Here is a 24,754-nt window from a genome sequence, read left to right on the forward strand (position 1 = left end):
TCACATGACACATCTCTGGGTCAGGGCCGAGCAGCGCCCCAACGAAGAACGCGTCGGCCTGGCGCCCGAAGGGGCGGCGGCGCTGATTGCCAAGGGCATAAAGGTCACGGTCGAGCAAAGCCATGTGCGCGCCATCCCGATCGAGGGTTATCGCGCGGCGGGCTGTGCGATTGCGCCCGAGAACAGCTGGCCCGAGGCGCCGGTTGAGGCGATCATCTTTGGCCTCAAGGAATTGCCCGAGGATGGCACGCCCCTGCCGCATCGCCACATCATGTTCGGCCACGCCTTCAAGGGGCAGCATTCTGGCCGACGGTTGCTTGAACGGTTCCGCGCCGGGGGCGGCACGCTATATGATCTGGAATACCTGGTTGACGAGGACGGCCGCCGCGTTGCCGCCTTTGGCTATTGGGCGGGCTATGCGGGGGCGGCGGTATCGCTTATGGCATGGGCCGCCGCGCAAGCGGGTGAGATTTGTGCGCCGGTGGCGACATTTGGCGGGCGCGATGCCTTGCTTGACGATCTGCGCGGGCGCCTTGATGCGACCGGTAAACCCCGCCCGCGCGCCATCGTGATCGGCGCCTTGGGCCGGGTCGGCACGGGGGCGGCGGATCTCTGCGAGGCGCTGGATGTCAGCACCACCAAATGGGATATGGCCGAGACGGCCAAGGGTGGGCCGTTCCCCGAAATCCTTGAGCATGATCTGTTCCTGAACTGCATTTTCGCGCGCCCCGGCACGCCGGTTTTCGTGCCGAAATCGGCGCTTGAGGCGCCACGCCGCCTGTCGGTGATCGGCGATGTGGCCTGTGATCCTGATAGCGATTACAACCCGGTGCCGGTCTATGAGCACGCCACCACATGGCAGGAGCCCGCGCTTCGCGTGGCGGATGATCCGGTGCTTGATGTGATGGCGATCGACAACCTGCCTTCGCTTTTGCCGGTCGAATCCTCAACGGATTACGCGGCGCAGCTTTTGGCGTCACTGGCGACGCTCGACAACCTTGACGCCGGGGTCTGGGCGCGGGCAAAGGCGGTTTTCGACGATACTATGAAAGGACTTTAAGGATGACTATCCATTGGTGCGGCACAGGCCTTTCGGCCATTCCGGGTCTGCGTCGGCTGATCGAGGCGGGCCATGATGTAACCGTCTGGAACCGCTCGGTTGACAAGGCCAAGGCCGCCGTCGGCGATCTTACAGAGGCAATCAAGGCGTTTGACCGCGATGCTCTGGCGGGCGATCTCAAGGCGGGCGACCTTGTGGTGTCGATGCTGCCCGGCGAGTGGCATGTGCCGCTGGCCGAGCTTTGTCTTGAAAAGGGTGCGGATTTCGTCAGCTCGTCCTATATCGCGCCGGAAATGCGGGCACTTGACGCGGCGGCGCGCGAAAAGGGGCTTTGCGTGGTCAACGAGATCGGGCTTGATCCGGGCATTGATCATCTGATGGCGCATCATCTTGTGGCCGAATATCGCGCCTCGGATGCCTATGATGCGGGCAATGACATTTCGTTCATTTCCTATTGCGGCGGCATTCCCAAGCATCCCAACCCGTTTCGCTATAAATTCAGCTGGTCGCCGCTTGGCGTGCTCAAGGCGCTGCGCTCGCCGTCGCGCTCGATCCGCGATTACAGCGAGCTGAACGTGGCGCGCCCCTGGGACGCGATCAGCAGCTATAGCGCGCCCCTGCCGAGCCCCGAGACGTTCGAGGTTTATCCGAACCGCGATTCCCTGCCGTTTATCGAGGATTACCGGTTTGATCCGGCCTGGCCCGTCAAGCAATTCGTGCGCGGCACGCTGCGCCTGAATGGCTGGACCGAGGCCTGGGGCGATGTCTTTGCCGAGATCGAAACGCTGAGCGGGCCCGAGGGCGAGGCCCGTCTGAAAGAGATGTCGGATACCTTCTGGGACGAGAATGCCTATGACGAGGGCGAGCCGGATCGCGTTGTTCTTTGCGTGGGCCTCAAGGCCGAAAAGGCGGGCGTGCCGGTCTGGCATAAAACCTATGTGATGGATGCCTGGGGCGATGCGCGCGGCACCGCGATGGCGCGGCTTGTGTCGGTGCCGGTCTCTCTGGCGGTCGAGGCGGTTCTCAATCGTGAAATCCCTGCCGGGGTGACGCCTGCACCGCATGACCCCAAGCTGGTCAGCCGCTTTCTGGCCGAGGTGGACCGCCTTGCGCAGCATTTGCAGGTGGTCGATCACCTCGCCTGAGGCGGGCGCCACTCATCAGCCCTGACAGGCCGCCTCGTTCAGGGGCGGCCTGTGGAGGCCCAAGGCCTAGCCACCGCGAATAAGCTCGTCTTCGTCGTCAAGCGCCGAAAGGCCAAGCGCATCAAGCCCGTTTTCCAGATGATCCGACAGATGTGGCGAGCCGAGCAGGTAATCGGCGGTCGGTGTCGTCGCCTCTTCGGCGGCGGTGCGCTTGGCCTCTTCCAGCTCCGAGGCGTCAAAGCTGTCGCGCCCGATCCACATGACGGCCACGAGGCTTGCCTTTTCCTCGTCTGTCAGTTGGTCGATAAAAGCCCTGACTTCGGCCTCGGCCCGATCCAATTCGCGGGCCATAAGAATGATCTGCGCGATCTTATGTACTGAAATATCCAGCATGGCGGTTCTCCTGTTGCGCTATCCTATCACAGAATTGACCTGCGCAGCGATAGGCGTCCTTGATCTTACGCAAATAGCCGGTAATAGGCCCAATCCGGCAATAGCCGCGACAGGCGAAAGAGATAGCTGAACCCGCGCGGGAAGTGGCGCACAAAGGCGGTGTCGTCGCACATCAGTTCGAACATCTCCTGCGCGGCGGCCTCGGGGGTCATGATGAACGGCATCCTGAAGTCGTTCTTGTCGGTCAGCCGGGTCTTGATAAAGCCGGGATTGGCAAGTTGCACCCGAACGCCGCTGCGCCACAGATCGGCACGCATCGATTCCGCAAGCGCCATGACCCCCGCCTTGGAGGCGCCATAGCCGATCGCACCGGGCAGGCCGCGAAAGCCCGATAGCGAGCCGGTCATTACAACATGCCCGGCGTCCCGCGCCACCATATCGGGAAGAACCGCGCCCGCCAGTCGCACCGCGCCGGTGAAATTCACATCCGCCATTGCAATGGCGTGTTCGGGGTTCCACTCGCTCGCGGGCATTGGCCAATAGACCCCGGCGAGATAGACCATGCCGTCGATCTCGCCGATTTCTTTGACGGCGCGCGCCACGCTCTCGGCATCGGTCACATCGACGCTGACGGCGCGGGCGCGGCCGGGAAGGGCGCCCACAAGCTCGGCCAGGCGATCCGCATTGCGCGCCGACACGATGATCTCGGCCCCGGCGGCGCTAAGCTTATGGGCCAGAGCCGCGCCAAGACCTTCACTTGCGCCGACGAGCCAGTATGTCTTGCCCTGCCAGTCCATCACGCATCCACCCGACGCATGGTTGCCACAAGCTCGGCCACCTTGATGCCGAATTTGCGAAACTGGCTTCGGTTCACCACCGCGCCGTTGGGGGCAAGATACATCCAGTCGGTGACGCTCAGCACATGACCACCCGCTTCTCTGGGCAGGCGAATGCGATAGCAAAGCTGCGCCGCCGAGCCAAGCTGGCGGCCATACCCGATGCCGACAAGATCGTCGGCTTCGGCGCGGATTGATCCGTCATTGCCAAGCTCAAGCCGCCATTCGCGATCCTGGGTATTGCCGCTGTCATAGGCGAAATGCTCTTGCATCACGCCGCGATTGCCCTGCCAATTGGCCATGAAATCGCCGGTAAAGCGCGACACGACGCGCCCCGTGGGGCCATAAATCACGCCGTCGCATTTGATCGCGCCATCAAGGTGTTTGCGCAGGTCGATCTGATCGTTGCCGCCGGTGTAATCCTCCGGGCGTTGCGCGCGAAACCCGGCAAAACGTTCACGCAGGATGCTCAGGGCCAGCATCACCAGCGCGCCGATTAGAATATAGGTCAGGGCCTCCATCGGATCAGTTCCTTTCGTCAATTGATGTGCGGGCCAAAAGCGCGATGGCCAACAATTTCAGGGCACAGGGCAGGGCGCCGTAAAGCAGGCTCAACAGCCAGAGTGCGTCGTTGTCGTTGCTCTGGCCTGCGGTGAACCCGCCCGCCTGCAACAGCGGCAAAAGCGATACGGCGGCCAGCGCCAGCGTGAATTTCGACACGAACGACCAAAGGCCAAAACCTTCGGCGGCATTGGGTGAAATCGCGGCCATCCGGGTGGCAAAGAGGGCCGGCAAAAGCGTCATATCGGCGCCAAGTGCCACGCCCGAAACCAGACAGATCACGCCAAAGGCCCAGAGGTCGCCCGCGCCAAGCAGGATCGCCCCGCCAAAGGCCGCAATCGACAAGGCCATGGCCGCAAGCAAAACGCGCTTGGCGCCGTATTCTTCGGCCAGTCGCCCCCAGAATGGCGCGGCGAGCGCGGCCGACAGGAAGAACAGCAACAGGAACGGCCCCTCCCATCCCGGCGCGGCAAGGCGGCTTTCGACGAAGAACAGGAACAGCGTCGAGCTGACCGCGACGGGGGCGGCATTGACCAGCGCCACTAGCAACAACCGCCGCGCCACCGCATCGCGCAGAACCTTGCCAAAGCCGGTGCTGCCGGGTAAGTCCGTGCCCTGCCACTGGCCCGACATGGCCCAGAGCGCGACCATCGCAAGCCCCAGAAAAGCGAGCGAAAATCCCGCATAGCCGCCCAGCACCAAGGGTGCGACCGCCGCCGCGCAGATGCCCAGAAGAGCGCCGGTCTCGCGCCAGCGGGCCAGCCGCAGATGGCCCTGACCGGGCAGGTGATCGGCGCTTGCCACGCCTTGGGCGTAAAAACAGATCGTGAGATAGCTGAAGGCGGAAAACACCACCGTCAGCATGAGGGCAAACCACCATAGCGGCGCAATCGGCGGGGTCACGGCAAAGAGGCCAAGCATCGCCCCGGCCATCGCCAGCACGGCAATCAAGACGCTCATAGCGCGATAGGCGCGCAGACGCTCCGAGAGGCGGCCCAACAGCGGGTCCTGCACCACATCCAACAGGCGCAGCCCGAACAACACCGTACCAAGCGCGGCCAGAGACACGCCGTATTCATCGACGTAGAACTTGGGCGCGTGAATATAAAGCGGCAGGCCGGCCGAGGCCAGAAGTGCGGCAAAGACCGCAAAGCCAGGCAGGCGCGGCGCGGTCATCGGGGCTGTGATGACCTGGCTCATCGGCTGATGTCTTCGGCCGGGGGGCTGGGCCGCGTGCGAAAGCGCGCGCCCTTCCAACAGAGTTTGAGCGCCTGCCAGTGAATGAGCGCCAGCACCCGGCGCGACCCGAACGGGCGCCGCAGCATGGCGCGGAGCAAGCCCGTGTTGCTTAGTGGCTTGCGCGGCCCCACCAATGTGGCGATCACCCCGCCATTGCCGCCGGTGAAATCAATCCAGATGCCGATCCGGTCGGGACGCAGATCAAAGCGAAACTCGTAGCCGCCCTCGATGCGCTGGAACGGCGAGACGTAGAACAGCTTGTTCGCCCTCAGGCGGTCATTGGCGGTGATCGGGGCAAGATCATCGCGGTGGCAGAGGTACGAATGACGCTCGCCATAGGTATTGCTCACCTCGGCGATGATCACCGGAATGCCGCCCTGTTGATCGCGGCAGATCCAGAAGGCGACCGGGTTGAACACATGGCCCAGTATGCGTGGTTGTGCCAGCAACTCGATCCGCTCGGGCGTCGGAAGGTTGTGCGCCGCCAGCACCTCGCGCACCCAGCCCGCGCCTTGCCCGTGGCGGGGCGGGCCGCCATGATCGCTATCCCAGAGTGACGCAAGCCCGCGCCGGTTGCGGCCGAACAGGCGCGGCGTTTCAAGCGGTGCTTCGGCATCAAGCAGGACATAGTCGATGCTATAGCGAAAGGCGTTTTCCACCGCGCCCTTGCGACCATGCCATGTGTGGCCGGGGATATGATCGACTGCCTTCATTGCGCCGCCATCGAGAACGTTTCGCGGTCGATAAGGGCCTCGGCCACGTCAAGCCCGCTGGCAAGGCCATCCTCGTGGAAACCGTGCCCCATCCAGGCGCCACAGAACCATGTGTTATGGGCGCCATTGGTCATGCGCACACGATCCTGGGCGTTCAGCGCCGCCAGATCATAGACCGGATGGCGCAGGGTGACCTGATCATAGATCAACTCTTCGCGGATGGGGCGGGTGGAATTGAGGGTGACGAAATGCGGATCATCCTCGGGGATCGGTTGCAGGCAGTTCATCCAATAGGTGAGGTCGATCTGACCATCCCGCTTGGCTGCGGTTTCGGTGTAATTCCAAGACGACCAGACCGCGCGCCGCTTGGGCATGATGCTTGTGTCGGCATGCAGGATGATATCATTGGGTTGATAGGCGACGGCGCCAAGATTGCTGCGCTCTGCCTCGCTTGGGTCACTCAAAAGGCGCAGGGCATCGTCGGAATGGGTGGCAAAGATTACCTCGTCGAAACGTTCCCATTCGCCCCCCTGCGCGCGGATTTCAACGCCGTGGTCAAGGCGGCGCACACCGGCCACCGGGGTGGCGGGGCGCAGTGTCACGCCCTGCGCGCGCATCGCCTGTTCAAGGCGGCTTACATAGGTGAGCGAGCCGCCCTGAACGGTATACCACTGATGCTGCCCGGAATAATTGAGCAGGGCGTGGTTCTCGAAAAACTGGATCATCGCATGGGCGGGAAAATCAAGGATCTGCCGGGTCGGGGTCGACCAGATCGCGCCCGAAAGCGGCAAGAGGTAATAGTCGCGAAAATAATTCCCGGTGCCGAGCTTGTCGAGAAACTGACCGACGCTGAGGTCGCGATCACCGGCATGATCAAGCGCGCGCGCATTAAAGTGAAAGATGTCGCGCAGCATTCGCAAAAAACGTGGGTTAAGCGCATTGCGGCGCTGTGCGAAAAACGCACCGGCACTGGCAAGCCCGTATTCAAATGCCCCGCCGCGCAGCGAGGCGCCAAAGCTCATGTTGCTTTTGACAACCGGCACATCAAGGCGGTCAAAGAGGTCGACGAGACTAGGGTAATTGGCATAGTTGAACACGATGAACCCGGTATCGACCGGCTGATCGCCGCGTTTTCCGGCGATGATTGTGCGGGCATGGCCGCCAAGGCGCGGCTCGGCCTCGAACAGGGTCACGTTGTGGATGTCGGCAAGACGATGCGCCGCCCCCATCCCCGAGATACCTGCGCCGATCACGGCAACCGTCTTGCGCGCCGCGGCGCTTGTCTCAAATGGCATAATGATGCGAACCCGCTTTTGTTGTTGTCTTGGGCATACGCAGGGCCGGTGGGAACGGATTAGAATGAATTATTCTTGTAAACTGTGATCCGATCCGGATTTCGCCGCGTACCAGATTTATGTTGACCGATAGCGCCCTGATCGATTGTCCTGCCCCCTCGCCGGTGATTGCCGCGCGTGGTAGAAAGGTCGAAAGATCAGGCAAACGGTCAGGACCGACGCACGTGAAACCGACGACAGACAGGAAACGCAAGGAAAACGAGGATTGGGTGGCCTGTATCGCGCGTATCCGCGACGCTCAGGATGAGGCGGCATTTGCCCGGCTGTTTGGCCATTTCGCGCCTCGGGTCAAGGCGTTCCTGATGCGCTCGGGGGCGGATGCCACCCTGGCCGAGGAATGCGCGCAGGAGGTGATGGCGACGCTCTGGCAAAAGGCGCATATGTTCGATCCTTCCCGCGCCAGTGCGGCGACCTGGATCTTTACCATCGCGCGCAACCGCAAGATTGACGCGTTGCGCAAACAAAAACGGCCCGAGCCCGAGGATCTGCCCTGGGGCAACGAGCCCGAACCGGACCAGGCCGATGTACTGGCCCTGCAAGAAGAAAGTGACCAACTGGGCGATGCGATTGCTGCCCTGCCCGAGAAACAAAGGGTGCTGATCGAAAAGGCCTATTTCAGCGATCTCAGCCATTCCGAGATTGCCGACCAGACCGGCCTGCCGCTCGGCACGATCAAATCCCGTATCAGACTGGCGCTTGATCGTTTGCGCCACGCAATGAAGTGACCACCATGACCGATATTGAAATCAAACATCATCTGACCGACGCCCTCTTGATGGCCTATTCCGCAGGAAACCTGCCGGAGGCCTTTAGCTTGACGGTGGCCACGCATATTTCGATGTGTGACGAGTGTCGCGCCCGGCTGGGGGCGTTTGACGCCATGGGAGGCGCGATGGTCGAGCGCTGCGAGACCGTCGACATGAGTGTCGGCAGCCTTGAGGCGACGATGCAGCGCATTCGCGCCGCCGGTGCCCCGCCTGCGACCGCGCCGCGCCGCAAAAACGGTCTGCCGCAACCCTTGCAGGATTATATCGGTGGCGATCTTGATGCGGTCAAATGGCGCTCGGTCGGCATGGGTGTGAAACAGGCGATCCTGCCCACCTCGCGGGCGGCCACAGCGCGGCTTTTGTTTATTCCGGCCGGGGCGGCGGTGCCCGATCACGGCCATCGCGGCACCGAACTCACGCTGGTCCTGCAAGGCGCGTTTGTCGATGAGGTTGACCGCTTTGGCCCCGGCGATATCGAGGTCGCCAATGAGGATCTCAACCACACGCCGGTGGCCGATATCGGGGCCGATTGCATCTGTCTTGCGGCCACCGATGCGCCGCTGCGCTTTCGCGGGTTGATCCCGCGCCTGGCCCAGCCGTTCTTGAGGATTTGAGCGGATTTAAGCGGTCAGGATCGCGCTGACCTTGAGGGCACGCTGCACATTGCCCTCAACCCTGAGCTTGCCCGACATATAGGCAGTGATCGGATTTTGCGCACCCGAGAGAATGTTGCGAAACACCTCGTCGCTGGCGCTTAGCACCACATCGGCGGGGCCATCGCCCGCCGTGGCACCGGTTTCATCAAGCATGACACTGCCATGATCGGTGATCACAAGCTTCGCGGTGCCCCTGATCTGGCCTTTGGCCTTGGGGGTCAGATTGCCGACATATTCGTCAATGATGCTGGTCACGATCCGCTCTCCTTACCAGCGCTTGAGCGCGTCTTCGTCCACGTCTTTGGCGGCCACCCACTCGGCGCCGTCCTGCGTGAGTTCCTTTTTCCAGAACGGAGCGCGGGATTTCAGGAAATCCATCAGGAATTCAGCCGCCTGAAAGGCATCACCCCGGTGGCGCGCAGAGGTGGCCACCATCATGATCATCTCATCAGGGTGCAGACGGCCATAGCGGTGAATGATCATCACATCGCCCAGGGTCCAGCGGGTCTTGGCCTCATCCGCGATGCCTTCCAGCGCCTTTTGGGTCATGCCGGGATAATGCTCGATCTCCATCGCGCTCAGCGCGCCGTTGTCGAGATCGCGCACGATGCCGGTGAATGTGACCACCGCGCCCATCCCCGACTGGCGGGCGGCAAATCCATTGGTTTCCTGCCCCAGATCAAAGGCGGCCTCCTGCACGCGGATATCCATGGCTTAGCCGCCTGTCATTGGCGGGAAAAACGCCACTTCGCGCACGCCGGTCAGAGACGCATCAAAATCGGCCAACTCCTGATCAATCGCCACGCGCAGCGCGTCGAGATCACTAAACGCCGCCTCATAGCGCGGCTCGCGGGCGCGCAGATCGTTCACAAGGTCCATGACCGTGGCCGGGTTGGTGTCAATCCGGTCTTTGGGGTGCCCGACGCGTTCACGCACCCAGGCAAAATAAAGCACATCCATCACTGGGTATCCTTCAGGTGTGGGATTGATTTTCTGAAGTAATCAAGCCCGGTTATCAATGTCAGCGCCGCCGCCAGCCACAACAGCCAGACCCCCGCATGCCCGGCCCAGATCATGCCGGTGTATTTCCACAGAAGCCCGTGAACATCTTCTTCGCGGCCATCCAGAATGTCGATCACAAGCGCGTTGTCCATGCCAAAGATCGACATGCCGAAATAATGCTCGAACACGCCCTGGGCAAAAAGCACCGCAATCGCGACCATTTGTGCCGTGGTTTTCCACTTGGCCAGTTTCGTGACCTTGAGCGTGCCCGCCGTATCGCCAAGAAACTCCCGAAGGCCAGATACGAAGACCTCGCGAAACAGAATCACCGTCGCAGGCAGGACAAGCCAGGGCGACATGCTTGAATATCCCACGATCACCATCAGCGCGACCACCACCATCGCCTTGTCCGCGATCGGGTCAAGCATGGTGCCAAGTTTCGTGACCTGCTTGAGGCTGCGCGCAAGATAGCCGTCGAACCAATCGGTGATGGCGGCGCTGACAAACAGCAAAAGGGCGAACCAATCGGCGTAGGGCCGCGTGAAATACAGGAACATCACCGCAACTGCCGGAGCGGCCAGCAGGCGGAGCGTGGTCAGGATATTTGGCAGGTTCCACGTCATGATATCGGTTCTATCCTGTCATATCGCCGAGGGAAAGCGCCCTTGCATGTTCACATGCAATCAAAAATCGCTGAGCAGGCGGGTGGTTTCCGGATCCATGAAGCCGGCGACCGTAGCGTCGGTTTCAAGATGCAAGGCGCGGTGCATGTCGGGCATTGCGGCGGTGTTAAGCACCCGCTTCATGGCGCGCACCGAACGCGTTGGCAGATCGGCGAGACGGCGGGCGGTTTGTCTGGCCGTTTCCATAAGGGCCTCGTCCTCAACGGTTTTCCACGCCAGGCCGATCTTCTGCAATTCATCCGCGCCGTAACGGTCGCCGAAAAACAGCATCTCGCGCGCCTTGTTGAGGCCCACCAAAGCGGGCAACAGACTTGTGACCGCGCCGGTGACAAAGAGGTTCAGCGAGACCTCGGGAAAGAAGCCTTGCGCCGATTTTGCCCAGATCGGGAAGTCGCAATTTATCGCCCATTCAAAGCCGCCGCCCACGGCCCAGCCGTTGATCGCGCCGACCACCGGCTTGGCGCCAAGGGTGATCGCATGGGTCGCGCGCTGAATCGCCTGCACAAGATCGCGGGCCTCTTCCTCGGTTTCCGGGTGCACATGTTCGCGCCGGTCATCACCTGCGCAAAACGCCTTGCCCGCACCGGTCAGGATGATCGCGCGGGTGGCCGGATCGCCATTGGCCTCCTGAAACGCACGCGCAACATCGTCGATCAATTGGCGGTTCATCGCATTAAGGCTTTGCGGGCGGTTAAGGGTGATCGTGCGCACGCCGCCCTCGCCAAGGCTGCTGAGCACGGTCTGATAGGTAAAATCGGTCATCTAATATTCCCGTATCACGCGTTTCGTTTTCCCCATCGTCAGGGGCAGGCTTCCGTTTTCCAAGAGGGTGACACGGGCGGTGGCGCCAAGCGCGGTTTTCATCGCCTGCGCCACCTCTTGCGCAAGCGCGTCTGACGCGGTTTGCCCCTTGGCCAGTTCAACCGAGACCGGCAGCGCATCATAGGGCGGGGGGGAATCCAGCGTGATGCGGTAATCGCCCGAAAGCGCGGCAAAGCCGTTGATCACCGCGGCCACCATGGTCGGAAACAGGTTGAGCCCGCGCACCACCACCATATCATCCGAGCGCCCGACCACGCGAAACCGAAAGCCCGTGCGCCCACAGGTACAGGAATCGGTCTCATCGACCGCGATGATATCGCCGCTCCGGAACCGCACCAGCGGCTGACAGTCGCGCGCAAGATGGGTCAGGACCAGTTCGCCGGTCTGACCGGTGGCAAGCGGCAGGGCCTCGGTTGTGTCGGGATCAATCAACTCGGGATAAAGCACATCGGCGGCCATGAAATGAAGCCGGGTATCATGCTCGCATTGCGCCGCGAAGTTGCAGAACACATCCGAGACGCCGTAATTGGCATTGCGCGGCTCCATCCCCCAGACCCGGCGCAGGCGCTCGCGAAAGACCGGATCGTCAAGCCCGGCCTCGCCGCCGAACAGGCCGAGCGTGAGCCCGAGATCGCGCGGCGTGAGACCCGGAAATTTCGCGGCAATCACCCGCTCCAGAACCGATGGATAGGACGGCGTACAGGAAATCGCGGTGATGCCCACCTCTTGAATGGTGCGCACCAGCAACTCGGTCGATCCCACCCCAAAGGGCACCACCAAAGCGCCGGTCGCCTGAAGGGTCATGTGATCGGTCAGCCCGCCCATCCACATCTGGTAGTTCAGGCAATGCACCACCGTATGATCGGGCGTCAGCCCCGCCGCCGATTGGCATCGCCCGCCCACGGTTTCGGTGATCGCGCAATCGCGCGCCGAAAGCGCGAGGTTCATCGCCTGACCGGTGGTGCCAGAGGTGCGGTGCAGGCGCACGGCGGCGCGGGTGGGGGCCGCAAGGTAATCGCCAAACGGCGGATGCGCCGCCTGCGACAGGCGCAACTGCGCCTTGTCTGACAGCGGTAACTGCGCCAGATCACAGAGGTCTTTGGGCGGCATTCTGCCCTGCCACAAATCGCGGTAGAGGGCCGAGTGGCGGGCGACGTGATCGGCTTGCGCAGCCCATGCGCCCTGTTGATGGGCACGCAGGGTTTCGGCGTCGGCGAATTCGGCGCGCTCCAGCAGGGTCATGGCTCTAATCCCCGTTCCCAGATCGTGGTCAGCGTGTCGATCACCGCCTCATGGTCCTGTGACACAGCGATCAGCCCCGGTTCGCGCGACAGATACAGGCTTGAGAAATATTGATCCGTCATGCCGCCAAGCGCATAGGCGCGGCGGCGCAATTCGGCCTCGGAAATCGCCTCAGCACGTCCCTCGCGCACGAGCCGACGCCGGGTCGAGGCGACGACGGTTTCGATCCAATCGCGGTTGAGGCTGTGAAACACCTCGCGCGCGGGCGCGAAATGATCAAGGTGATGCACAAGGCATTTCATCAATCCGGGATTTTGCTCGAAAAGCAATCCATAGGCCCTTGTCGCGGCGCGAATGCTCTGATCTGGCGCGGCATGGCTGGCGCGGATCATGCTGGCCTGAAGAAACCGGGCAAAGCCCAGCAGAAGATCATTCAAAAGATGGGTTTGATCCGGGAAATAAAGGTAGAACGTGCCGTTGGCGACACCGGCCGCCTTGCAGATCGCGGCCACGGTCAAATTTTGAAGCGCCTCGGTTTGCAGCAAGGTACAGGTGGCTATCCTGATCTGTTGCGCGGTGCGTTGGCCCTTGGTCTCGGCCGAGCTACGCGCGGCCAGAACCCGTGCGTAGTCATAAGATTCCGGCGCGGCAATGCGGCCTCTTGGGGCAGGGGGCATTTGAGTGACCTAAACATGAAACTGACGTCATGTTCAGGAATGGATGCAGCTCTGTCAACTCCCATTTAGTGAAAAACGGTCAGCCGCGTTCGTGGAAAAAATCGTAGAGCTTTTGCGCCAGCGCGTCCGACACCCCGTCAACCGCCCGCAGATCGGCCAGATTGGCGCGGCTTACGGCCTTGGCGCTTCCGAAATGGGCCAGAAGGGCGCGCTTGCGCGCCGCGCCGACGCCGGGCACCTCGTCGAGCGGGGTGGCGCCGATGGATTTGGCGCGTTTGGCGCGGTGGGTGCCGATCGCAAAGCGATGCGCCTCGTCACGCAGGCGTTGAACGAAATACAACACCGGATCATTATGCCGGAGCGCCATCACCCGCTTGCCGGTACGGTGGAATTCTTCCTTGCCCTGATCGCGGTCGACGCCCTTGGCGACGCCGACCATGGGGATATCCGCGACCCCCATTTCGCGCATGATCTGGGCCACCGCGCTGACCTGCCCGGCGCCGCCGTCGATCAGCAACAGATCGGGCCAGGTGCCCTGATCGCGATCCGGGTCTTCCTTGAGCAGGCGTTTGAAGCGGCGCATCAGCACCTCTTTCATCATCCCGAAATCATCGCCGGGGGTCAGGCCCTCGCCCTGAATGTTGAACTTGCGATAGTGGTTTTTCATGAAGCCCTCGGCCCCCGCCACGATCATCGCGCCGACGGCATTGGTGCCCTGAATATGGCTGTTGTCGTAAACCTCGATCCGTTTCGGGGGCATCGGCAGATCGAACGCCTCGGCCAGCCCCTTGAGCAGTTTGCTCTGCGTGGCTGTCTCGGCCATCTTGCGCGCCAGGCTTTCGCGGGCATTGCGCAGGGCGCCGTCGATCAATTCGGCCTTTTCACCGCGCAGCGGCACCACCAGCGTGACCTTGCGGCCAAGCTTGTCCGAGAGCGCCTGTTGCATCAGGTCGGGGTTCTCGATCTCATGCGACAGGATCAATTGCCGGGGCGGGTCTTTGGTATCGTAGAACTGGCCTAGAAACGCCTCCAACACCTCTGCCTCTTCCACATCGGCGCCGACGCGGGGATAAAAATCGCGATTGCCCCAATTCTGGCCACCGCGAATAAAGAACACCTGAACGCAGGCCTGTCCTTTTTCCAGATGCAGCGCGACAATATCGGCCTCGTCCACTGTGCGCGGGTTGATGCCCTGGGCGGTCTGCACCTGGGTCATCGCCTTGATCCGGTCGCGCAGCGCGGCGGCACGCTCAAATTCCATCGCCTCAGAGGCCTCGGCCATCTGCGCGGCAAGCTTTTCCTGAATCTCGGTGGATTTGCCGGACAGATAGCGTTGGGCATCGCCAACCTGCGCACGATACTCGGCCTTGCTGATCTGGCCCACGCAAGGCGCGGTGCAGCGCTTGATCTGATATTGCAGACAGGGGCGGGTGCGGCTCTCAAACATCGCATCCGAGCAATTGCGCAGTTGAAACACCCGCTGCAACTGGGCCAGCGAGCGGTTGACCGCACCGGCACTTGCGAAGGGGCCGTAATAGGCGCCCTTTTCGCGCTTGGCGCCGCGATGCTTTTTGATCATCGGGAAATCGTGATCGGTGACAAGGATGTTTGGAAAGCTCTTGTCGTCACGCAACAGCACGTTATAGCGCGGCTTGAGCTGTTTGATCAGGTTCTGTTCCAGCAACAGCGCCTCGGTTTCCGTGGCGGTGGTCAGGAACATCATCGTCGCGGTTTCAGAGATCATCCGCGCGATCCGCCCGGTATGCCCTGTGGGCCGGGCATAGCTTGACACCCGCGCCCGAAGATTGCGCGCCTTGCCCACATAAAGCACCCGCGCCTGCGCATCGAGCATGCGGTACACACCGGGCGAGGCATCTAGCGTGCGCAGGTAATCGCGGATCACCTCATGGCCGGTTTTGCGCGGCATTTCCTGATCAGTGTCTGACATTTGTATTCACATATGATTCTTTGGATGTGCTGCAATGATACGGGACCAAGGGCAAGAGGGAAGCTTTCCACGATTCCTGTGGATAACTCTGCTGATAAGTTTCAGGGAACCTGAAATTTCTGTTGGATTCGGCTGCTTTCGTCGATTTGCCTAATTTTTAGGCAGTTTAGTAAGGTGTTGATATTGCATGAAAAAATAATGACCGCTATGCAAAATACTGAAATCATTAGCATTTTTGTAACATTTTTATAACGGCCCAGTGAGCGGTGCAAAACTATTGTGGCTCTGCCTGCAAGCTACTCAACCCCAAGGACATCCGGGGTCTTCCAGCCAAGGTGTTGACCGCCATCAATACATAGCAATTGACCGGTCACAGAGGGCGCCAGGAGGAAGTAGACAAGCGCGCCGGTGATGTCGCTGGCATTGGCCCCGCGGGCCATGATCGTGGCCTGTCTCTGGTTCTGAAAATGCCCGTCGCTCTGGCGATGACCCTGAAGGGTGGGGCCGGGGCCAATGGCGTTGACACGCACATTCGGGGCAAGCGCCTGTGCGGCGGTCTGGGTAAAGGCCCAGAGCCCCATCTTGGCGATGGTGTAGGTCATGAATTCCGGCGTGAGCTTGCGCACCCTCTGGTCGATCATGTTGATCACAAGGCCCTGCGCCACCGGCTCGCCGTTCTCATCCATCACCGGGCCGGGGATATCGCGGGCCAGGGCCTGCGTCAGAACGAAGGGCGCGCGCAGGTTGCTTTCGATATGCCGGTCCCAGCCCGCGCGCGTGGCGCTTTCGATATTGTCATATTCAAAAATCGAGGCGTTGTTGATCAGCGTAGTCATCGGCCCGCCAAGCGCCTCGGCGGCGCGCCCGACAAGCGGTGTCACCTGATCCTCATCTAGCAAATCGGCCTGAAGGGTTACGGCATTGCGCCCCATGGCGCGGATCTCATGCGCCACGTCTTCGGCGGCCTCTGCCGAGGTTGCATAGTGCACCGCCACGTCATGGCCGTGCCGTGCCAGTTCAAGCGCCATGGCGCGGCCCAATCGTTTTCCGGCGCCCGTTACCAATGCCCGTGTCATGCCATATCTCCGGTTAGATCAACACAATCGTGACATAGCCCACATAGGTCGAGGTCAAGGCAATGCCCCAAAGCCGCCCGATATCCAACCGGAAAAACACGAACGGGATAAGCACCAGAGAGGCCCCAAGCATGACCCAGAGATCGAATTTCAAAAACTCGGGGTCGACGGGGACGCTGCCAACAAAGGTGGTCACGCCGATAATGGCCAGAAGGTTGAACATATTCGATCCGATGACATTGCCAAGCGCCACATCGGCCTGTTTGCGCAGGGCCGCCATCACGGTGGTCGCCAATTCGGGCAGCGATGTGCCAACCGCCACAAGCGTCAGGCCGATCACGGTATCGCTGACACCATAGCGTTCGGCGATGATCGAAGCGTTATCGACAAGAATATCCGCCCCGAGCGGCAGGCCGATGAGACCCAGCACCAGAAATGTGACGATCTGCCACCAGGGCATATCGGGATCGGCGCCTTCGACATCTTCGGCCTCATCCGCCTCGGCGAGGGCCTTGATCGCGGCGTCGCGCCGGTGGTTGCGCGCATCGCGAAAGGCATCGGCAAGCATCAGGAACAGCGCCCCCAAAAGCACCGCCCCCGACAGCACGTCATATTCGCCGCGAAACGCCAGGGCAATGAAAAGCGCACTGGCCAGAAGCATCTGGAGGTAGGATTTCGAGCAGCTACAGCCGCTGGTGTGCAGCACCGACATCATCGCCGGTATGCCCAGCACCAACAGGATATTTGCCGTGTTCGAGCCGACAACATTGCCAAGCGCCAGGCCGGGTTTGTCTACAAGAACGGCATTGACGGAAATCAAAAGTTCCGGGGCAGAGGTGCCAAAGGCCACGATTGTCAGGCTGACGATCAGCGCGGGAATGCCCACTCGAAGGCTAAGATTGACCGCCCCCTTGACCAGAGCATCGCCAGCCAGCAGCAAAATCACCAGGCCAAGCCCGGACAAAACCCATGGCATCATTTAAGCTTATCCTTCCGGCAAGAGCAGGGGCCTTTGCCAATCCGGTAGCGGCCACAGCTTTTGCACTTGGCCTGCGCAAGGCGCTTTTGCCCCGGATAGCGAAGCTTGCCGAACATTGCCATCACGCCCATGCCGACCAGAAACAGAATGACGATCTTGACCACCATATCAGAGCCCGAACCGGGCATAGCTGGCCCGGTCTTCGATTGCGGTCAGGGCATCCTGTGCGATTTCCGCGCCAAACCTCTGAAACAGCCCGCGTTTGCGGCCATAGCGCGTGAGGCGTACCTTGTCGCCGTAAAGCTCTTTCAGTTTCGGCACCAGATGGGCGATGCCATCGGCCAGCCCAAGGTCAATCGCCCGCTGGCCAAGCCAGAATTCACCGGTGAAAATATCCGGGTTATCGGCAAGCCTGTCGCCCCGCCGGGTTTTGACATGGGCGACAAACGCCTCGTGTATATCCTCCAGAATGCCCTTGAGGCGGGTCACATCCTCGTGTTTTTCGGGCATAAACGGGTCAAGCATGCTCTTGGATTTGCCAGAGGTGTAAACCCGCCGTTCAATCCCCTGGCGCGACAGAAGAACCTGTGCGCCAAAGCCGGCCGAAATCACCCCGATCGAGCCAAGCACCGACGAGGGGTCGGCCCAGATGTCATCGGCTGCCGCCGCAAGCCAATAACCGCCAGAGGCCGCGACATCCTCGACAAAGGCATGCACGGGAATGTCTTTTTCATCCGCCAGCCGACGAATGCGCGCGGCAATCAGCGAGGATTGCACCGGCGAGCCGCCCGGCGAATTTATCACCAGGGCTACCGCCACCGGCTTGCCTTTGCTGAAGGCTTTTTCAATGGCCGGGCCAAGGGCCTCGTCGTTCAACTGGCTGCGCCCGCCCGAGCCGATGGTGCCGGCAAGGCGAATGACCGCGACCATCGGTTTGCGCTTCAGAAAGGGGATCAAATGTTTCATATCGCCCGATGTAGAGTGCCCGGACGCGACAAACAAGGCGGGCGGCGCAAACGGGGCCGCCTGGCCGCTCTGATTAGGGCGGCGCAGGGGTAAAAAGGTCACGCCCGGTGGGTCAGGATTTGATCCTGTACCCGGTCTTGAAGATCAACCAGACCGCCCCGAGGCAGAGCGCGAAAAACACCGCGATGGCCGCAAGGCTATAGCCGATGGCGACATCCGCCGTGCCAAAGAACGACCAGCGAAAGCCCGAGATCAGATAGACCACCGGGTTGAACAGGGTCACCGTCTGCCAGGCCGGGGGCAGCATCGAGATCGAATAGAAAGACCCGCCCAGAAACACCAGCGGCGTGATCACCAGAAGCGGGATAAGCTGAAGCTGTTGGAAATTCTCGGCCCAGATGCCGATGATGAAGCCAAAGAGCGAGAACGACAGGCAGATCATCACCAGAAAGGCCAGCATCGCGACCGGGTGCTGAATGTCGAGATCGACAAAGAATTGCGCGGTGACAAGGATCACGACGCCGATCATCAACGCCTTGGTCGCCGCCGCACCGACATAGCCGATCACGATCTCAAGAAAGTTGATCGGCGCCGACAGAAGCTCGAATATCGTGCCGATGAATTTCGGGAAATAGATCCCGAAAGAGGCGTTGCTGATCGCCTGGGTCATCACGCTCAGCATGATAAGACCGGGCACGATAAAGGCGCCATAGGCGACGCCCTCGACCTGATCTATCCGGCTTCCGATGGCAGCGCCGAAAACCACGAAATAAAGCGAGGTCGAGATCACAGGCGACAGCAGGCTTTCCATGATCGTGCGGAAAAACCGCTTCATTTCATAGACATAAATCGCCCAGATTGCGTGCAGGTTCATGGTGTGTCCTCATGCACAAGCCCGACGAAGATCTCTTCGAGGCTGCTTTGACGGGTTTCGATATCGCGCAACGACAGGCCCTCTTGGGCCAGGGCCTGAAGCAGGCGGGTGATGCCGGTGCCATCGCCGCGGGTGTCGTAGTGGTATTTAAGGGCGTGACCGTCCTCGGCCAGTTCAAGGTCGTAATCCCGGAGAGTTTCGGGGACCCGGTCAAGCGGCCCCGAGAGGTCGATGCGCAGGGTCTTGCGGCCCATGCGGGCCATCAGGTCGGCCTTGTTTTCCACCAACAGGATTTCGCCCTTGTTGATCACCGCGATGCGGTCGGCGATGGCCTCGGCCTCTTCGATGTAATGGGTGGTCAGGATGATGGTCACGCCCTCGGCCTTGAGGCCCTCGACCACCTGCCACATGTCACGGCGCAATTCGACGTCAACGCCGGCGGTCGGCTCATCCAGAAACAGAACGCGCGGCTCGTGGCAGAGCGCCTTGGCGATAAGCACGCGGCGTTTCATCCCGCCGGAAAGCTCGCGAATGCGGTTGTTGCGTTTGTCCCAAAGCGACAATTGCCGCAGGATACGTTCGATCAACGCTGCGTCATGCGGCTTGCCGAAAAGCCCGCGTGAAAACCGCACGGTGTTGATCACCTTCTCAAACGGCTCAAGCGCAAGTTCCTGTGGCACCAGCCCGACCATGGCGCGCGCCGCGCGATAGTCGCTCACGATATCGTGGCCCCCAATCGTGGCGGTGCCGCCGGTCGGGGTGGTGATGCCGCAGAGCGCCGAAATAAGCGTGGTCTTGCCCGCGCCATTGGGGCCAAGCAGGGCAAGAATTTCGCCCTCTTCAATTGACAGGGACACGCCGCGAAGCGCCTCGAACCCGCCTTTGTAGACCTTTTTCAGGTCGTCCACCGATACAATCACCGCCATCAGGCCCCTCATTCACAGTTGACCGGACCCTAGGCCTTTCACAGCCACGTGCAACATCCCAAGGCGCAGAGTGATCTGTGCGCATTTGCGCGGGATGCCTTATCGGTGTCGCGGTTTCGACCAATTTTCAACAGCAAGTGTTGATCATTTGCGTCTAACACCGGGGTACATGATGCCCACAGATATGGATCAAACCTAAAGCCGATATGTTCAGACCTGCCTTTTCCCTTATTTTGTTCATGGTCGCCCTGCTCGGGTGTACCGAAAGCGTAAGCCGCGACACGCCATCCCGGATATTGCTGATGGGCGATTCGCTCATGGCGGTGCATGGGATGTCGGGGCGATCCGTGGCCAATGGGGTGGAAAGCGCCTTGAAAGAGCCGGTTGTCGATCGCGCCGTATCGGGCGCGCGGTTCTTTTATCGCCTGCCGATTTCCGGGGCGGCGGGGCTCAGTATTCGCAAACAATACCGCGCCGGAAATTGGGATTGGGTCATTTTGAATGGCGGCGGAAATGATATCTTTTTTGGCTGTGGGTGCGGGGCCTGCGATCGCAGGATCGACCAGCTGATCAGCAAGGACGGCAGGCGTGGCGCAATCCCCGGCTTTGCGTCACGAATGCGGGCCAAGGGCGCGCAGGTGATCTATGTGGGATACTTGCGCACGCCCGGCATCACCTCGCCGATCGAAGGCTGCACCGATGAGGGCGACGAGATGGATCGACGCGTGGCACGGCTAGCGGCGCTTGACCGGGGCGTGCATTTCCTGTCGCTGGCCGATCTGGTGCCGCATGGCGATCAAAGCTATCACGCCGTTGACCGCATCCATCCCTCACCCAAGGCAAGCGCCGCGATTGGGGCGCGCATTGCCCGGCTCATTGCGCAAAGCGAGGCCCGGCGTTAGCTGATCAACCGCTTGAGCCAGCCTTTCTTTTCCGCTTCGGGTTCGTCGTCATCGTCCTTGGGGCCCTCAAGCACCTCTTCAAAGCGACTAAAGAACTGTTCCGCCATCTTCTTGGCAAAGCCATCGACGATGCGGCTTCCAAGCTGGGCCAGTTTGCCGCCGACGTTGGCCTCGACCTCATAGATCAGCCGGGTGCCGGTCTCGCTATCCTCAAGTCGAACATTGGCGCCGCCCTTGGCAAAGCCTGCGGCCCCGCCCTTGCCCTCGCCGGTCAGGGTCAAGCTTTCCATCTCAACCATATTCGACAGGGTTACGGTGCCTTTGAACGTGGCCTTCACCGGGCCGACCTTTTGCACGACAAGCGCGTCAAACCCGTCTTCGGGCGTGCCGGTCACCTCTTGCGCGCCGGGCACGCATTCCTTGAGAACCTCGGGGCTGAGCAGGGCCGCCCAGACCGTTGCGCGATCTGCCTTGATATCGCGCTCGTCACTCATCTGCATTGGTATCGCTCCTTGCTTTGCGGGGGTTGCAAGAACCCTAGCGCAGGGTTTCCGGTACGCCAAGAGAGCCGAAAGTATTAGGGTCCACAAAGTCGGCTGGCAGGTTCGCGCCCGGTTTTGTACTCTGGCGCAACTAGGGAAGGAATTAGCATGCTATCAGGTCTTCGCGTGATCGAGATCGAAGGCCTTGGGCCTGCGCCCTTTGCGGCGATGATGCTGGCTGAGCTGGGCGCCGAGGTGATCGTGATCCACCGCCCGGGCAAGGGCAGCTTTGTGGCGGGGGATCGCAACCTTCTGGATCGTGGCAAACGCTCGATCACGCTTGATCTGAAGGACGCGGGGGATATGGATGTGGCGCGGGCGCTGATCGCGCGCTCCGATGCTCTGATCGAGGGGTTCCGCCCCGGTGTAATGGAGCGGCTCGGTTTGGGGCCGGAAGAGATGCAGCGCGCCAACCCGAAGCTGGTTTATGGCCGCATGACCGGCTGGGGCCAGGACGGCCCGCGCGCACAGACGGCGGGGCATGACCTCAATTATATCGCGACCTCTGGCGCGCTCTGGTATGCCGGCGCACCGGGCACCCCGCCCCAGACACCGGCGACGATGGTTGGTGATGTGGGCGGCGGTGCGCTATATCTTGTCGCCGGGGTGCTGGCGGGTCTGTTAAGGGCGGCGCGCGGCGGGGTCGGTACGGTGGTGGATGCGGCGATTGTCGATGGTTCGGCGCATATGATGGCGCTTTTGATGTCGATGGCCCCGAGCGGGCATTTGCGCACAGAGCGCGGACAAAGCCTGTTGGACGGGCCGCATTGGTCGCGGGTCTATCGCTGTCACTGCGGCGGGTTTCTGAGCGTGCAATGTCTTGAGCCGCAGTTTTACGCTGAATTCCTGCGGCTTATGGGGCTTGGCGACGACCCGTATTTTGCAGAGCAGCATGACCCATCAGCATGGGGCGATCAGGCGGCCGCGCTTGAGGCGATTTTTGCACAACACCCGCTCAGTCACTGGGCGACGATCTTTGCAGGCTCGGATGCCTGCGTGGCGCCGGTTCTGGCGCCGAATGACGCCGCAACAGAGGCCCATATGGCCGCCCGCGCGGTCTGGCAGCGCAATGATCAAGGGTTGGAGCCCGCCCCGGCGCCCCGGTTTGACGGGCAGATGCGTGCCGTTTCCGCGCCGCCTGCGCGCGGGGCGCAAAGCGAAGAGATCAGGGCGTGGCTGGCGTCTGAGGCCTGATCGCGTTGCCTAATCGACCCGGCGCACCAATAGCTGATTGCCGGGGCCGGATTTGGTCTCGAACACCTTCAGTTCCTTGATCAGATCGCTGAGCTTTTTCTTGCCATAGGTTCGGGTGTCAAAATCGGGTTTGTCGGCCTGTATTTGCTGGCCAATACGGCCAAGCGGATACCATTCATCGTCAAGGTCGATCTTCTCCATCGCCTCGAAGATCAGGTCGCGCGCGGCGGTCATGGTCTGCGCGTCGATCTTCGGCGCAGGCGCGCTTTGCGGGGCGTCCTCGGTGTTTTGATAGATGTTCTCGATGGCGACAAAACGATTGCAGGCATTCTTGAGCGCATCCGGGGCCTTGGCCTCGCCAATGCCGATCACGGTCAGGCCCTGCTCGCGGATGCGGCTGGCGAGGCGGGTGAAATCGCTGTCGGATGAGACAAGGACAAAGCCGTTGAAGTGGCCCGCATGCAAGATGTCCATCGCGTCAATCACCAGACCGATATCGCTGGCATTCTTGCCCTTGGTGTTGGCGGTTTGCTGATGCTGGACGAGGCCCAGTTCCTGTGCGGTCTTGGTCCAGCCGGACAGTTGCTGGCTGGACCAGTCGCCATAGACCCGGCGCAATCCCGGCTCGCCATAGCTCGTGACCTCTTTGAGGATCGCGCGGGCATATTTGGCAGGGACGTTGTCGGCGTCGATCAATACCGCCAGAAGCGGGGCCTTGGGATCGGACATGATAAGCCTCCTTTGTTTGGCCCAGTCATGCCCGATCCTGTGCGGGTGTGAAACCCGTTGGCGGCGCCGATTTTCTTTTACAAAGAAAATCGGGTAAGAAAATCCGCCGAATTTTCTTGGGCGCTTACGACGAGGGCGCGATCTTGTCTTGCGTTCTGGTGTCAAAATCGGATGCGTCATGGCGTTCATGCAATTGCATATGCGGCTCGCCAAAGCTTCGGTTGACCATGCGGCCGCGTTGCACGGCCGCGCGGGCGTCAATCTTTTCGGCCCAGGCCATGACATGGGTGTAGCTTGTCACGTCAAGAAAAGTGGCTGCATCATAAAGTCGGCCCAATACAAGCTGCCCGTACCACGGCCATATCGCCATATCGGCAATCGAATAGGCATTGCCCGCAATATAGGGACGCTCGGCCAGTTGCCGGTCGAGAACGTCAAGCTGGCGCTTGGTTTCCATTGCGAAGCGGTCGATCGGATACTGCCATTTTTCCGGCGCATAGGCGTAGAAATGACCAAAGCCGCCGCCAAGGTAGGGCGCGCTGCCCATTTGCCAGAACAGCCAGTTGAGCGTTTCGGTGCGCTCGGGGCCGCTTTGGGGCAGGAAGGCGTCAAATTTCTCGGCCAGATGCATCAGGATCGAGCCGCTTTCAAACACCCGCAACGGGGTATCTCCAGAGCGATCCATCAGGGCGGGAATTTTCGAGTTGGGGTTGATCTCGACAAATCCGCTGCCGAATTGGTCACCCTCGCCGATATCGATGCGCCAGGCGTCATATTCGGCGTGATGGCCTGCGGCGAGCAGTTCTTCGAACATCACAGTGACTTTGACGCCATTGGGCGTCGCCAGCGAATAAAGCTGGAACGGGTGTTTGCCGACCGGCAGTTCCTTGTCGTGGGTGGCCCCGGCGATGGGGCGGTTGGTCGAGGCGAACTTGCCGCCTGATTCTGTTTCCCACGTCCAGACGTCGGGCGGGGTGTATGTATCGCTCATGTTTATAAATCCTTCTTCGGGTCTGGCGGAAATTTAGGCGGTTGCTGAGGGCATGCAATGCGTAACGCCGCACAGGGGGCTGTGCGGCGTTGCAATTCTTGTCTTGGCAACCGCCAGAATCAATAAACAACCACGCTGCGGATGGATTCGCCTGCGTGCATCATCTCGAAGCCCTTGTTGATATCGTCGAGGGCAAGGGTGTGAGTGATCATCGGGTCGATCTCGATCTTGCCGTCCATGTACCAATCGACGATTTTGGGCACATCGGTGCGCCCGCGCGCGCCGCCAAACGCGGTGCCGCGCCAGCTTCGCCCGGTCACAAGCTGAAACGGGCGGGTCGAGATCTCGGCCCCCGCAGGCGCCACCCCGATCACGATGCTTTCGCCCCAGCCCTTATGCGCCGCCTCAAGCGCCGTGCGCATCACGCCGACGTTGCCGGTGGCGTCAAAGGTGTAATCCGCGCCGCCGCCCGTAAG

At 61.2% G+C, this 24,754-nt stretch carries 30 protein-coding genes; 6 read left to right on the forward strand and 24 right to left on the reverse strand.

Annotation, left to right across the window (positions count from 1 at the left end):
* Positions 1-4: 4 nt before the first annotated feature.
* On the forward strand, positions 5-1,060 hold the full coding sequence (locus BMZ91_RS15185; protein ID WP_092840744.1) for a saccharopine dehydrogenase: 1,056 nt from the start codon (positions 5-7) through the stop codon (positions 1,058-1,060).
* Positions 1,061-1,062: 2 nt separating this feature from the next.
* Complete coding sequence (locus BMZ91_RS15190) at positions 1,063-2,205, forward strand: saccharopine dehydrogenase family protein (protein WP_092840746.1); 1,143 nt, start codon at positions 1,063-1,065, stop codon at positions 2,203-2,205.
* A gap of 66 nt (positions 2,206-2,271) precedes the next feature.
* Here the strand turns inward: BMZ91_RS15190 and BMZ91_RS15195 are convergent, their stop codons facing one another.
* From BMZ91_RS15195 to BMZ91_RS15220, 6 genes are all read right to left on the reverse strand, one after another.
* A complete protein-coding gene (locus BMZ91_RS15195; RefSeq protein ID WP_092840748.1) occupies positions 2,272-2,598 on the reverse strand; it encodes a DUF3775 domain-containing protein in 327 nt (108 codons plus the stop codon).
* A gap of 65 nt (positions 2,599-2,663) precedes the next feature.
* Positions 2,664-3,398, reverse strand: a complete 735-nt coding sequence (locus tag BMZ91_RS15200; RefSeq protein WP_092840750.1) for an SDR family NAD(P)-dependent oxidoreductase — start codon at positions 3,396-3,398, stop codon at positions 2,664-2,666.
* Complete coding sequence (locus BMZ91_RS15205) at positions 3,395-3,955, reverse strand: DUF3833 family protein (RefSeq protein WP_092840751.1); 561 nt, start codon at positions 3,953-3,955, stop codon at positions 3,395-3,397. The genes BMZ91_RS15200 and BMZ91_RS15205 overlap by 4 nt, the downstream gene beginning before the upstream one ends.
* A 4-nt stretch (positions 3,956-3,959) precedes the next feature.
* On the reverse strand, positions 3,960-5,195 hold the full coding sequence (locus BMZ91_RS15210) for an MFS transporter (protein WP_245736409.1): 1,236 nt from the start codon (positions 5,193-5,195) through the stop codon (positions 3,960-3,962).
* Positions 5,192-5,947, reverse strand: coding sequence for a DUF1365 domain-containing protein (locus BMZ91_RS15215; RefSeq protein ID WP_092840753.1), 756 nt, complete (start codon positions 5,945-5,947; stop codon positions 5,192-5,194). The genes BMZ91_RS15210 and BMZ91_RS15215 overlap by 4 nt, the downstream gene beginning before the upstream one ends.
* Positions 5,944-7,242: an NAD(P)/FAD-dependent oxidoreductase gene (locus BMZ91_RS15220; RefSeq protein ID WP_092840755.1), complete on the reverse strand. Its 1,299-nt coding sequence runs from the start codon at positions 7,240-7,242 to the stop codon at positions 5,944-5,946. Before BMZ91_RS15220 ends, BMZ91_RS15215 begins: the two co-directional genes overlap by 4 nt.
* 119 nt (positions 7,243-7,361) lie before the next feature.
* Here BMZ91_RS15220 and BMZ91_RS15225 point away from each other — a divergent pair, with 119 nt between their 5' ends.
* Entirely contained in the window at positions 7,362-8,027 is a 666-nt protein-coding gene (locus tag BMZ91_RS15225) for a sigma-70 family RNA polymerase sigma factor (RefSeq protein WP_092840757.1), read from the forward strand.
* A gap of 5 nt (positions 8,028-8,032) precedes the next feature.
* Positions 8,033-8,683, forward strand: a complete 651-nt coding sequence (locus BMZ91_RS15230; protein WP_092840817.1) for a ChrR family anti-sigma-E factor — start codon at positions 8,033-8,035, stop codon at positions 8,681-8,683.
* A 6-nt stretch (positions 8,684-8,689) separates the two neighbouring features.
* Here the strand turns inward: BMZ91_RS15230 and BMZ91_RS15235 are convergent, their stop codons facing one another.
* From BMZ91_RS15235 to BMZ91_RS15300, 14 genes are all read right to left on the reverse strand, one after another.
* A complete protein-coding gene (locus BMZ91_RS15235) occupies positions 8,690-8,980 on the reverse strand; it encodes an SCP2 sterol-binding domain-containing protein (protein ID WP_092840759.1) in 291 nt (96 codons plus the stop codon).
* 12 nt (positions 8,981-8,992) lie between these two features.
* Positions 8,993-9,436: a molybdenum cofactor biosynthesis protein MoaE gene (locus BMZ91_RS15240; protein WP_092840761.1), complete on the reverse strand. Its 444-nt coding sequence runs from the start codon at positions 9,434-9,436 to the stop codon at positions 8,993-8,995.
* 3 nt (positions 9,437-9,439) lie between these two features.
* Positions 9,440-9,685 carry a molybdopterin converting factor subunit 1 gene (gene moaD / locus BMZ91_RS15245; RefSeq protein WP_092840763.1) on the reverse strand — a complete coding sequence of 82 codons (246 nt, stop codon included), beginning with the start codon at positions 9,683-9,685 and terminating at the stop codon, positions 9,440-9,442.
* Positions 9,685-10,350, reverse strand: a complete 666-nt coding sequence (pgsA, locus tag BMZ91_RS15250) for a CDP-diacylglycerol--glycerol-3-phosphate 3-phosphatidyltransferase (protein WP_092840765.1) — start codon at positions 10,348-10,350, stop codon at positions 9,685-9,687. The genes moaD and pgsA overlap by 1 nt, the downstream gene beginning before the upstream one ends.
* Positions 10,351-10,410: 60 nt before the next feature.
* Complete coding sequence (locus tag BMZ91_RS15255; RefSeq protein ID WP_092840767.1) at positions 10,411-11,172, reverse strand: enoyl-CoA hydratase/isomerase family protein; 762 nt, start codon at positions 11,170-11,172, stop codon at positions 10,411-10,413.
* Positions 11,173-12,474: a phenylacetate--CoA ligase family protein gene (locus BMZ91_RS15260; protein WP_092840769.1), complete on the reverse strand. Its 1,302-nt coding sequence runs from the start codon at positions 12,472-12,474 to the stop codon at positions 11,173-11,175.
* A complete protein-coding gene (locus BMZ91_RS15265) occupies positions 12,471-13,151 on the reverse strand; it encodes a TetR/AcrR family transcriptional regulator (protein ID WP_092840771.1) in 681 nt (226 codons plus the stop codon). The genes BMZ91_RS15260 and BMZ91_RS15265 overlap by 4 nt, the downstream gene beginning before the upstream one ends.
* A gap of 79 nt (positions 13,152-13,230) precedes the next feature.
* Entirely contained in the window at positions 13,231-15,099 is a 1,869-nt protein-coding gene (gene uvrC / locus BMZ91_RS15270; protein ID WP_092840773.1) for an excinuclease ABC subunit UvrC, read from the reverse strand.
* Positions 15,100-15,395: 296 nt separating this feature from the next.
* Positions 15,396-16,175, reverse strand: coding sequence for an SDR family oxidoreductase (locus BMZ91_RS15275; RefSeq protein WP_092840775.1), 780 nt, complete (start codon positions 16,173-16,175; stop codon positions 15,396-15,398).
* A gap of 13 nt (positions 16,176-16,188) precedes the next feature.
* Positions 16,189-17,154 carry a calcium/sodium antiporter gene (locus tag BMZ91_RS15280; protein ID WP_092840777.1) on the reverse strand — a complete coding sequence of 322 codons (966 nt, stop codon included), beginning with the start codon at positions 17,152-17,154 and terminating at the stop codon, positions 16,189-16,191.
* Positions 17,151-17,342 carry a hypothetical protein gene (locus tag BMZ91_RS15285; protein ID WP_092840779.1) on the reverse strand — a complete coding sequence of 64 codons (192 nt, stop codon included), beginning with the start codon at positions 17,340-17,342 and terminating at the stop codon, positions 17,151-17,153. The genes BMZ91_RS15280 and BMZ91_RS15285 overlap by 4 nt, the downstream gene beginning before the upstream one ends.
* A complete protein-coding gene (locus tag BMZ91_RS15290) occupies positions 17,323-18,120 on the reverse strand; it encodes a S49 family peptidase (RefSeq protein ID WP_092840781.1) in 798 nt (265 codons plus the stop codon). Before BMZ91_RS15290 ends, BMZ91_RS15285 begins: the two co-directional genes overlap by 20 nt.
* 112 nt (positions 18,121-18,232) lie before the next feature.
* Positions 18,233-18,994 carry an ABC transporter permease gene (locus BMZ91_RS15295; RefSeq protein ID WP_092840783.1) on the reverse strand — a complete coding sequence of 254 codons (762 nt, stop codon included), beginning with the start codon at positions 18,992-18,994 and terminating at the stop codon, positions 18,233-18,235.
* On the reverse strand, positions 18,991-19,920 hold the full coding sequence (locus tag BMZ91_RS15300) for an ABC transporter ATP-binding protein (RefSeq protein WP_092840819.1): 930 nt from the start codon (positions 19,918-19,920) through the stop codon (positions 18,991-18,993). The genes BMZ91_RS15295 and BMZ91_RS15300 overlap by 4 nt, the downstream gene beginning before the upstream one ends.
* A gap of 206 nt (positions 19,921-20,126) precedes the next feature.
* On the opposite strand from BMZ91_RS15300, the gene BMZ91_RS15305 reads away from it, so the two are divergent.
* Positions 20,127-20,822 carry an SGNH/GDSL hydrolase family protein gene (locus tag BMZ91_RS15305; RefSeq protein WP_245736413.1) on the forward strand — a complete coding sequence of 232 codons (696 nt, stop codon included), beginning with the start codon at positions 20,127-20,129 and terminating at the stop codon, positions 20,820-20,822.
* On the opposite strand, the gene BMZ91_RS15310 is transcribed toward BMZ91_RS15305, so the two are convergent.
* Complete coding sequence (locus tag BMZ91_RS15310) at positions 20,819-21,322, reverse strand: SRPBCC family protein (protein ID WP_092840785.1); 504 nt, start codon at positions 21,320-21,322, stop codon at positions 20,819-20,821. The two genes, BMZ91_RS15305 and BMZ91_RS15310, sit on opposite strands and share 4 nt — an antisense overlap.
* 150 nt (positions 21,323-21,472) lie before the next feature.
* Between BMZ91_RS15310 and BMZ91_RS15315 the strand changes: the two genes are divergently transcribed.
* A complete protein-coding gene (locus BMZ91_RS15315) occupies positions 21,473-22,558 on the forward strand; it encodes a CaiB/BaiF CoA transferase family protein (protein ID WP_092840787.1) in 1,086 nt (361 codons plus the stop codon).
* A gap of 9 nt (positions 22,559-22,567) precedes the next feature.
* On the opposite strand, the gene BMZ91_RS15320 is transcribed toward BMZ91_RS15315, so the two are convergent.
* The 3 genes from BMZ91_RS15320 to BMZ91_RS15330 form a co-directional block, all read right to left on the reverse strand.
* Positions 22,568-23,287, reverse strand: coding sequence for an NYN domain-containing protein (locus BMZ91_RS15320; protein WP_092840789.1), 720 nt, complete (start codon positions 23,285-23,287; stop codon positions 22,568-22,570).
* A gap of 124 nt (positions 23,288-23,411) precedes the next feature.
* Positions 23,412-24,278, reverse strand: coding sequence for a glutathione-dependent disulfide-bond oxidoreductase (gene yghU, locus BMZ91_RS15325; protein ID WP_092840790.1), 867 nt, complete (start codon positions 24,276-24,278; stop codon positions 23,412-23,414).
* A gap of 119 nt (positions 24,279-24,397) precedes the next feature.
* A partial coding sequence (locus BMZ91_RS15330; RefSeq protein ID WP_342741956.1) for a zinc-binding dehydrogenase occupies positions 24,398-24,754 on the reverse strand: 357 nt, incomplete at its 5' end.

It is taken from the genome of Roseovarius lutimaris, from assembly GCF_900115165.1.
Classification (GTDB): domain Bacteria; phylum Pseudomonadota; class Alphaproteobacteria; order Rhodobacterales; family Rhodobacteraceae; genus Roseovarius; species Roseovarius lutimaris.

What these genes read in the sequence shown, in the direction of transcription:
- BMZ91_RS15215 (WP_092840753.1), bottom strand. Translation starts at nt 5,947, where the DNA reads ATGAAGGCAGTCGATCATATCCCCGGCCACACATGGCATGGTCGCAAG.
- BMZ91_RS15275 (WP_092840775.1), bottom strand. Translation starts at nt 16,175, where the DNA reads ATGACACGGGCATTGGTAACGGGCGCCGGAAAACGATTGGGCCGCGCC.
- BMZ91_RS15295 (WP_092840783.1), bottom strand. Translation starts at nt 18,994, where the DNA reads ATGAACCTGCACGCAATCTGGGCGATTTATGTCTATGAAATGAAGCGG.
- BMZ91_RS15205 (WP_092840751.1), bottom strand. Translation starts at nt 3,955, where the DNA reads ATGGAGGCCCTGACCTATATTCTAATCGGCGCGCTGGTGATGCTGGCC.
- BMZ91_RS15315 (WP_092840787.1), top strand. Translation starts at nt 21,473, where the DNA reads ATGCTATCAGGTCTTCGCGTGATCGAGATCGAAGGCCTTGGGCCTGCG.
- yghU (WP_092840790.1), bottom strand. Translation starts at nt 24,278, where the DNA reads ATGAGCGATACATACACCCCGCCCGACGTCTGGACGTGGGAAACAGAA.
- BMZ91_RS15320 (WP_092840789.1), bottom strand. Translation starts at nt 23,287, where the DNA reads ATGTCCGATCCCAAGGCCCCGCTTCTGGCGGTATTGATCGACGCCGAC.
- BMZ91_RS15300 (WP_092840819.1), bottom strand. Translation starts at nt 19,920, where the DNA reads ATGGCGGTGATTGTATCGGTGGACGACCTGAAAAAGGTCTACAAAGGC.
- BMZ91_RS15225 (WP_092840757.1), top strand. Translation starts at nt 7,362, where the DNA reads ATGTTGACCGATAGCGCCCTGATCGATTGTCCTGCCCCCTCGCCGGTG.
- BMZ91_RS15190 (WP_092840746.1), top strand. Translation starts at nt 1,063, where the DNA reads ATGACTATCCATTGGTGCGGCACAGGCCTTTCGGCCATTCCGGGTCTG.
- BMZ91_RS15185 (WP_092840744.1), top strand. Translation starts at nt 5, where the DNA reads ATGACACATCTCTGGGTCAGGGCCGAGCAGCGCCCCAACGAAGAACGC.
- BMZ91_RS15280 (WP_092840777.1), bottom strand. Translation starts at nt 17,154, where the DNA reads ATGATGCCATGGGTTTTGTCCGGGCTTGGCCTGGTGATTTTGCTGCTG.
- BMZ91_RS15310 (WP_092840785.1), bottom strand. Translation starts at nt 21,322, where the DNA reads ATGCAGATGAGTGACGAGCGCGATATCAAGGCAGATCGCGCAACGGTC.
- BMZ91_RS15230 (WP_092840817.1), top strand. Translation starts at nt 8,033, where the DNA reads ATGACCGATATTGAAATCAAACATCATCTGACCGACGCCCTCTTGATG.
- moaD (WP_092840763.1), bottom strand. Translation starts at nt 9,685, where the DNA reads ATGGATGTGCTTTATTTTGCCTGGGTGCGTGAACGCGTCGGGCACCCC.
- BMZ91_RS15255 (WP_092840767.1), bottom strand. Translation starts at nt 11,172, where the DNA reads ATGACCGATTTTACCTATCAGACCGTGCTCAGCAGCCTTGGCGAGGGC.
- BMZ91_RS15260 (WP_092840769.1), bottom strand. Translation starts at nt 12,474, where the DNA reads ATGACCCTGCTGGAGCGCGCCGAATTCGCCGACGCCGAAACCCTGCGT.
- BMZ91_RS15265 (WP_092840771.1), bottom strand. Translation starts at nt 13,151, where the DNA reads ATGCCCCCTGCCCCAAGAGGCCGCATTGCCGCGCCGGAATCTTATGAC.
- BMZ91_RS15240 (WP_092840761.1), bottom strand. Translation starts at nt 9,436, where the DNA reads ATGGATATCCGCGTGCAGGAGGCCGCCTTTGATCTGGGGCAGGAAACC.
- pgsA (WP_092840765.1), bottom strand. Translation starts at nt 10,350, where the DNA reads ATGACGTGGAACCTGCCAAATATCCTGACCACGCTCCGCCTGCTGGCC.
- BMZ91_RS15210 (WP_245736409.1), bottom strand. Translation starts at nt 5,195, where the DNA reads ATGAGCCAGGTCATCACAGCCCCGATGACCGCGCCGCGCCTGCCTGGC.
- BMZ91_RS15305 (WP_245736413.1), top strand. Translation starts at nt 20,127, where the DNA reads ATGTTCAGACCTGCCTTTTCCCTTATTTTGTTCATGGTCGCCCTGCTC.
- BMZ91_RS15285 (WP_092840779.1), bottom strand. Translation starts at nt 17,342, where the DNA reads ATGCCCGGTTCGGGCTCTGATATGGTGGTCAAGATCGTCATTCTGTTT.
- BMZ91_RS15220 (WP_092840755.1), bottom strand. Translation starts at nt 7,242, where the DNA reads ATGCCATTTGAGACAAGCGCCGCGGCGCGCAAGACGGTTGCCGTGATC.
- BMZ91_RS15195 (WP_092840748.1), bottom strand. Translation starts at nt 2,598, where the DNA reads ATGCTGGATATTTCAGTACATAAGATCGCGCAGATCATTCTTATGGCC.
- BMZ91_RS15290 (WP_092840781.1), bottom strand. Translation starts at nt 18,120, where the DNA reads ATGAAACATTTGATCCCCTTTCTGAAGCGCAAACCGATGGTCGCGGTC.
- uvrC (WP_092840773.1), bottom strand. Translation starts at nt 15,099, where the DNA reads ATGTCAGACACTGATCAGGAAATGCCGCGCAAAACCGGCCATGAGGTG.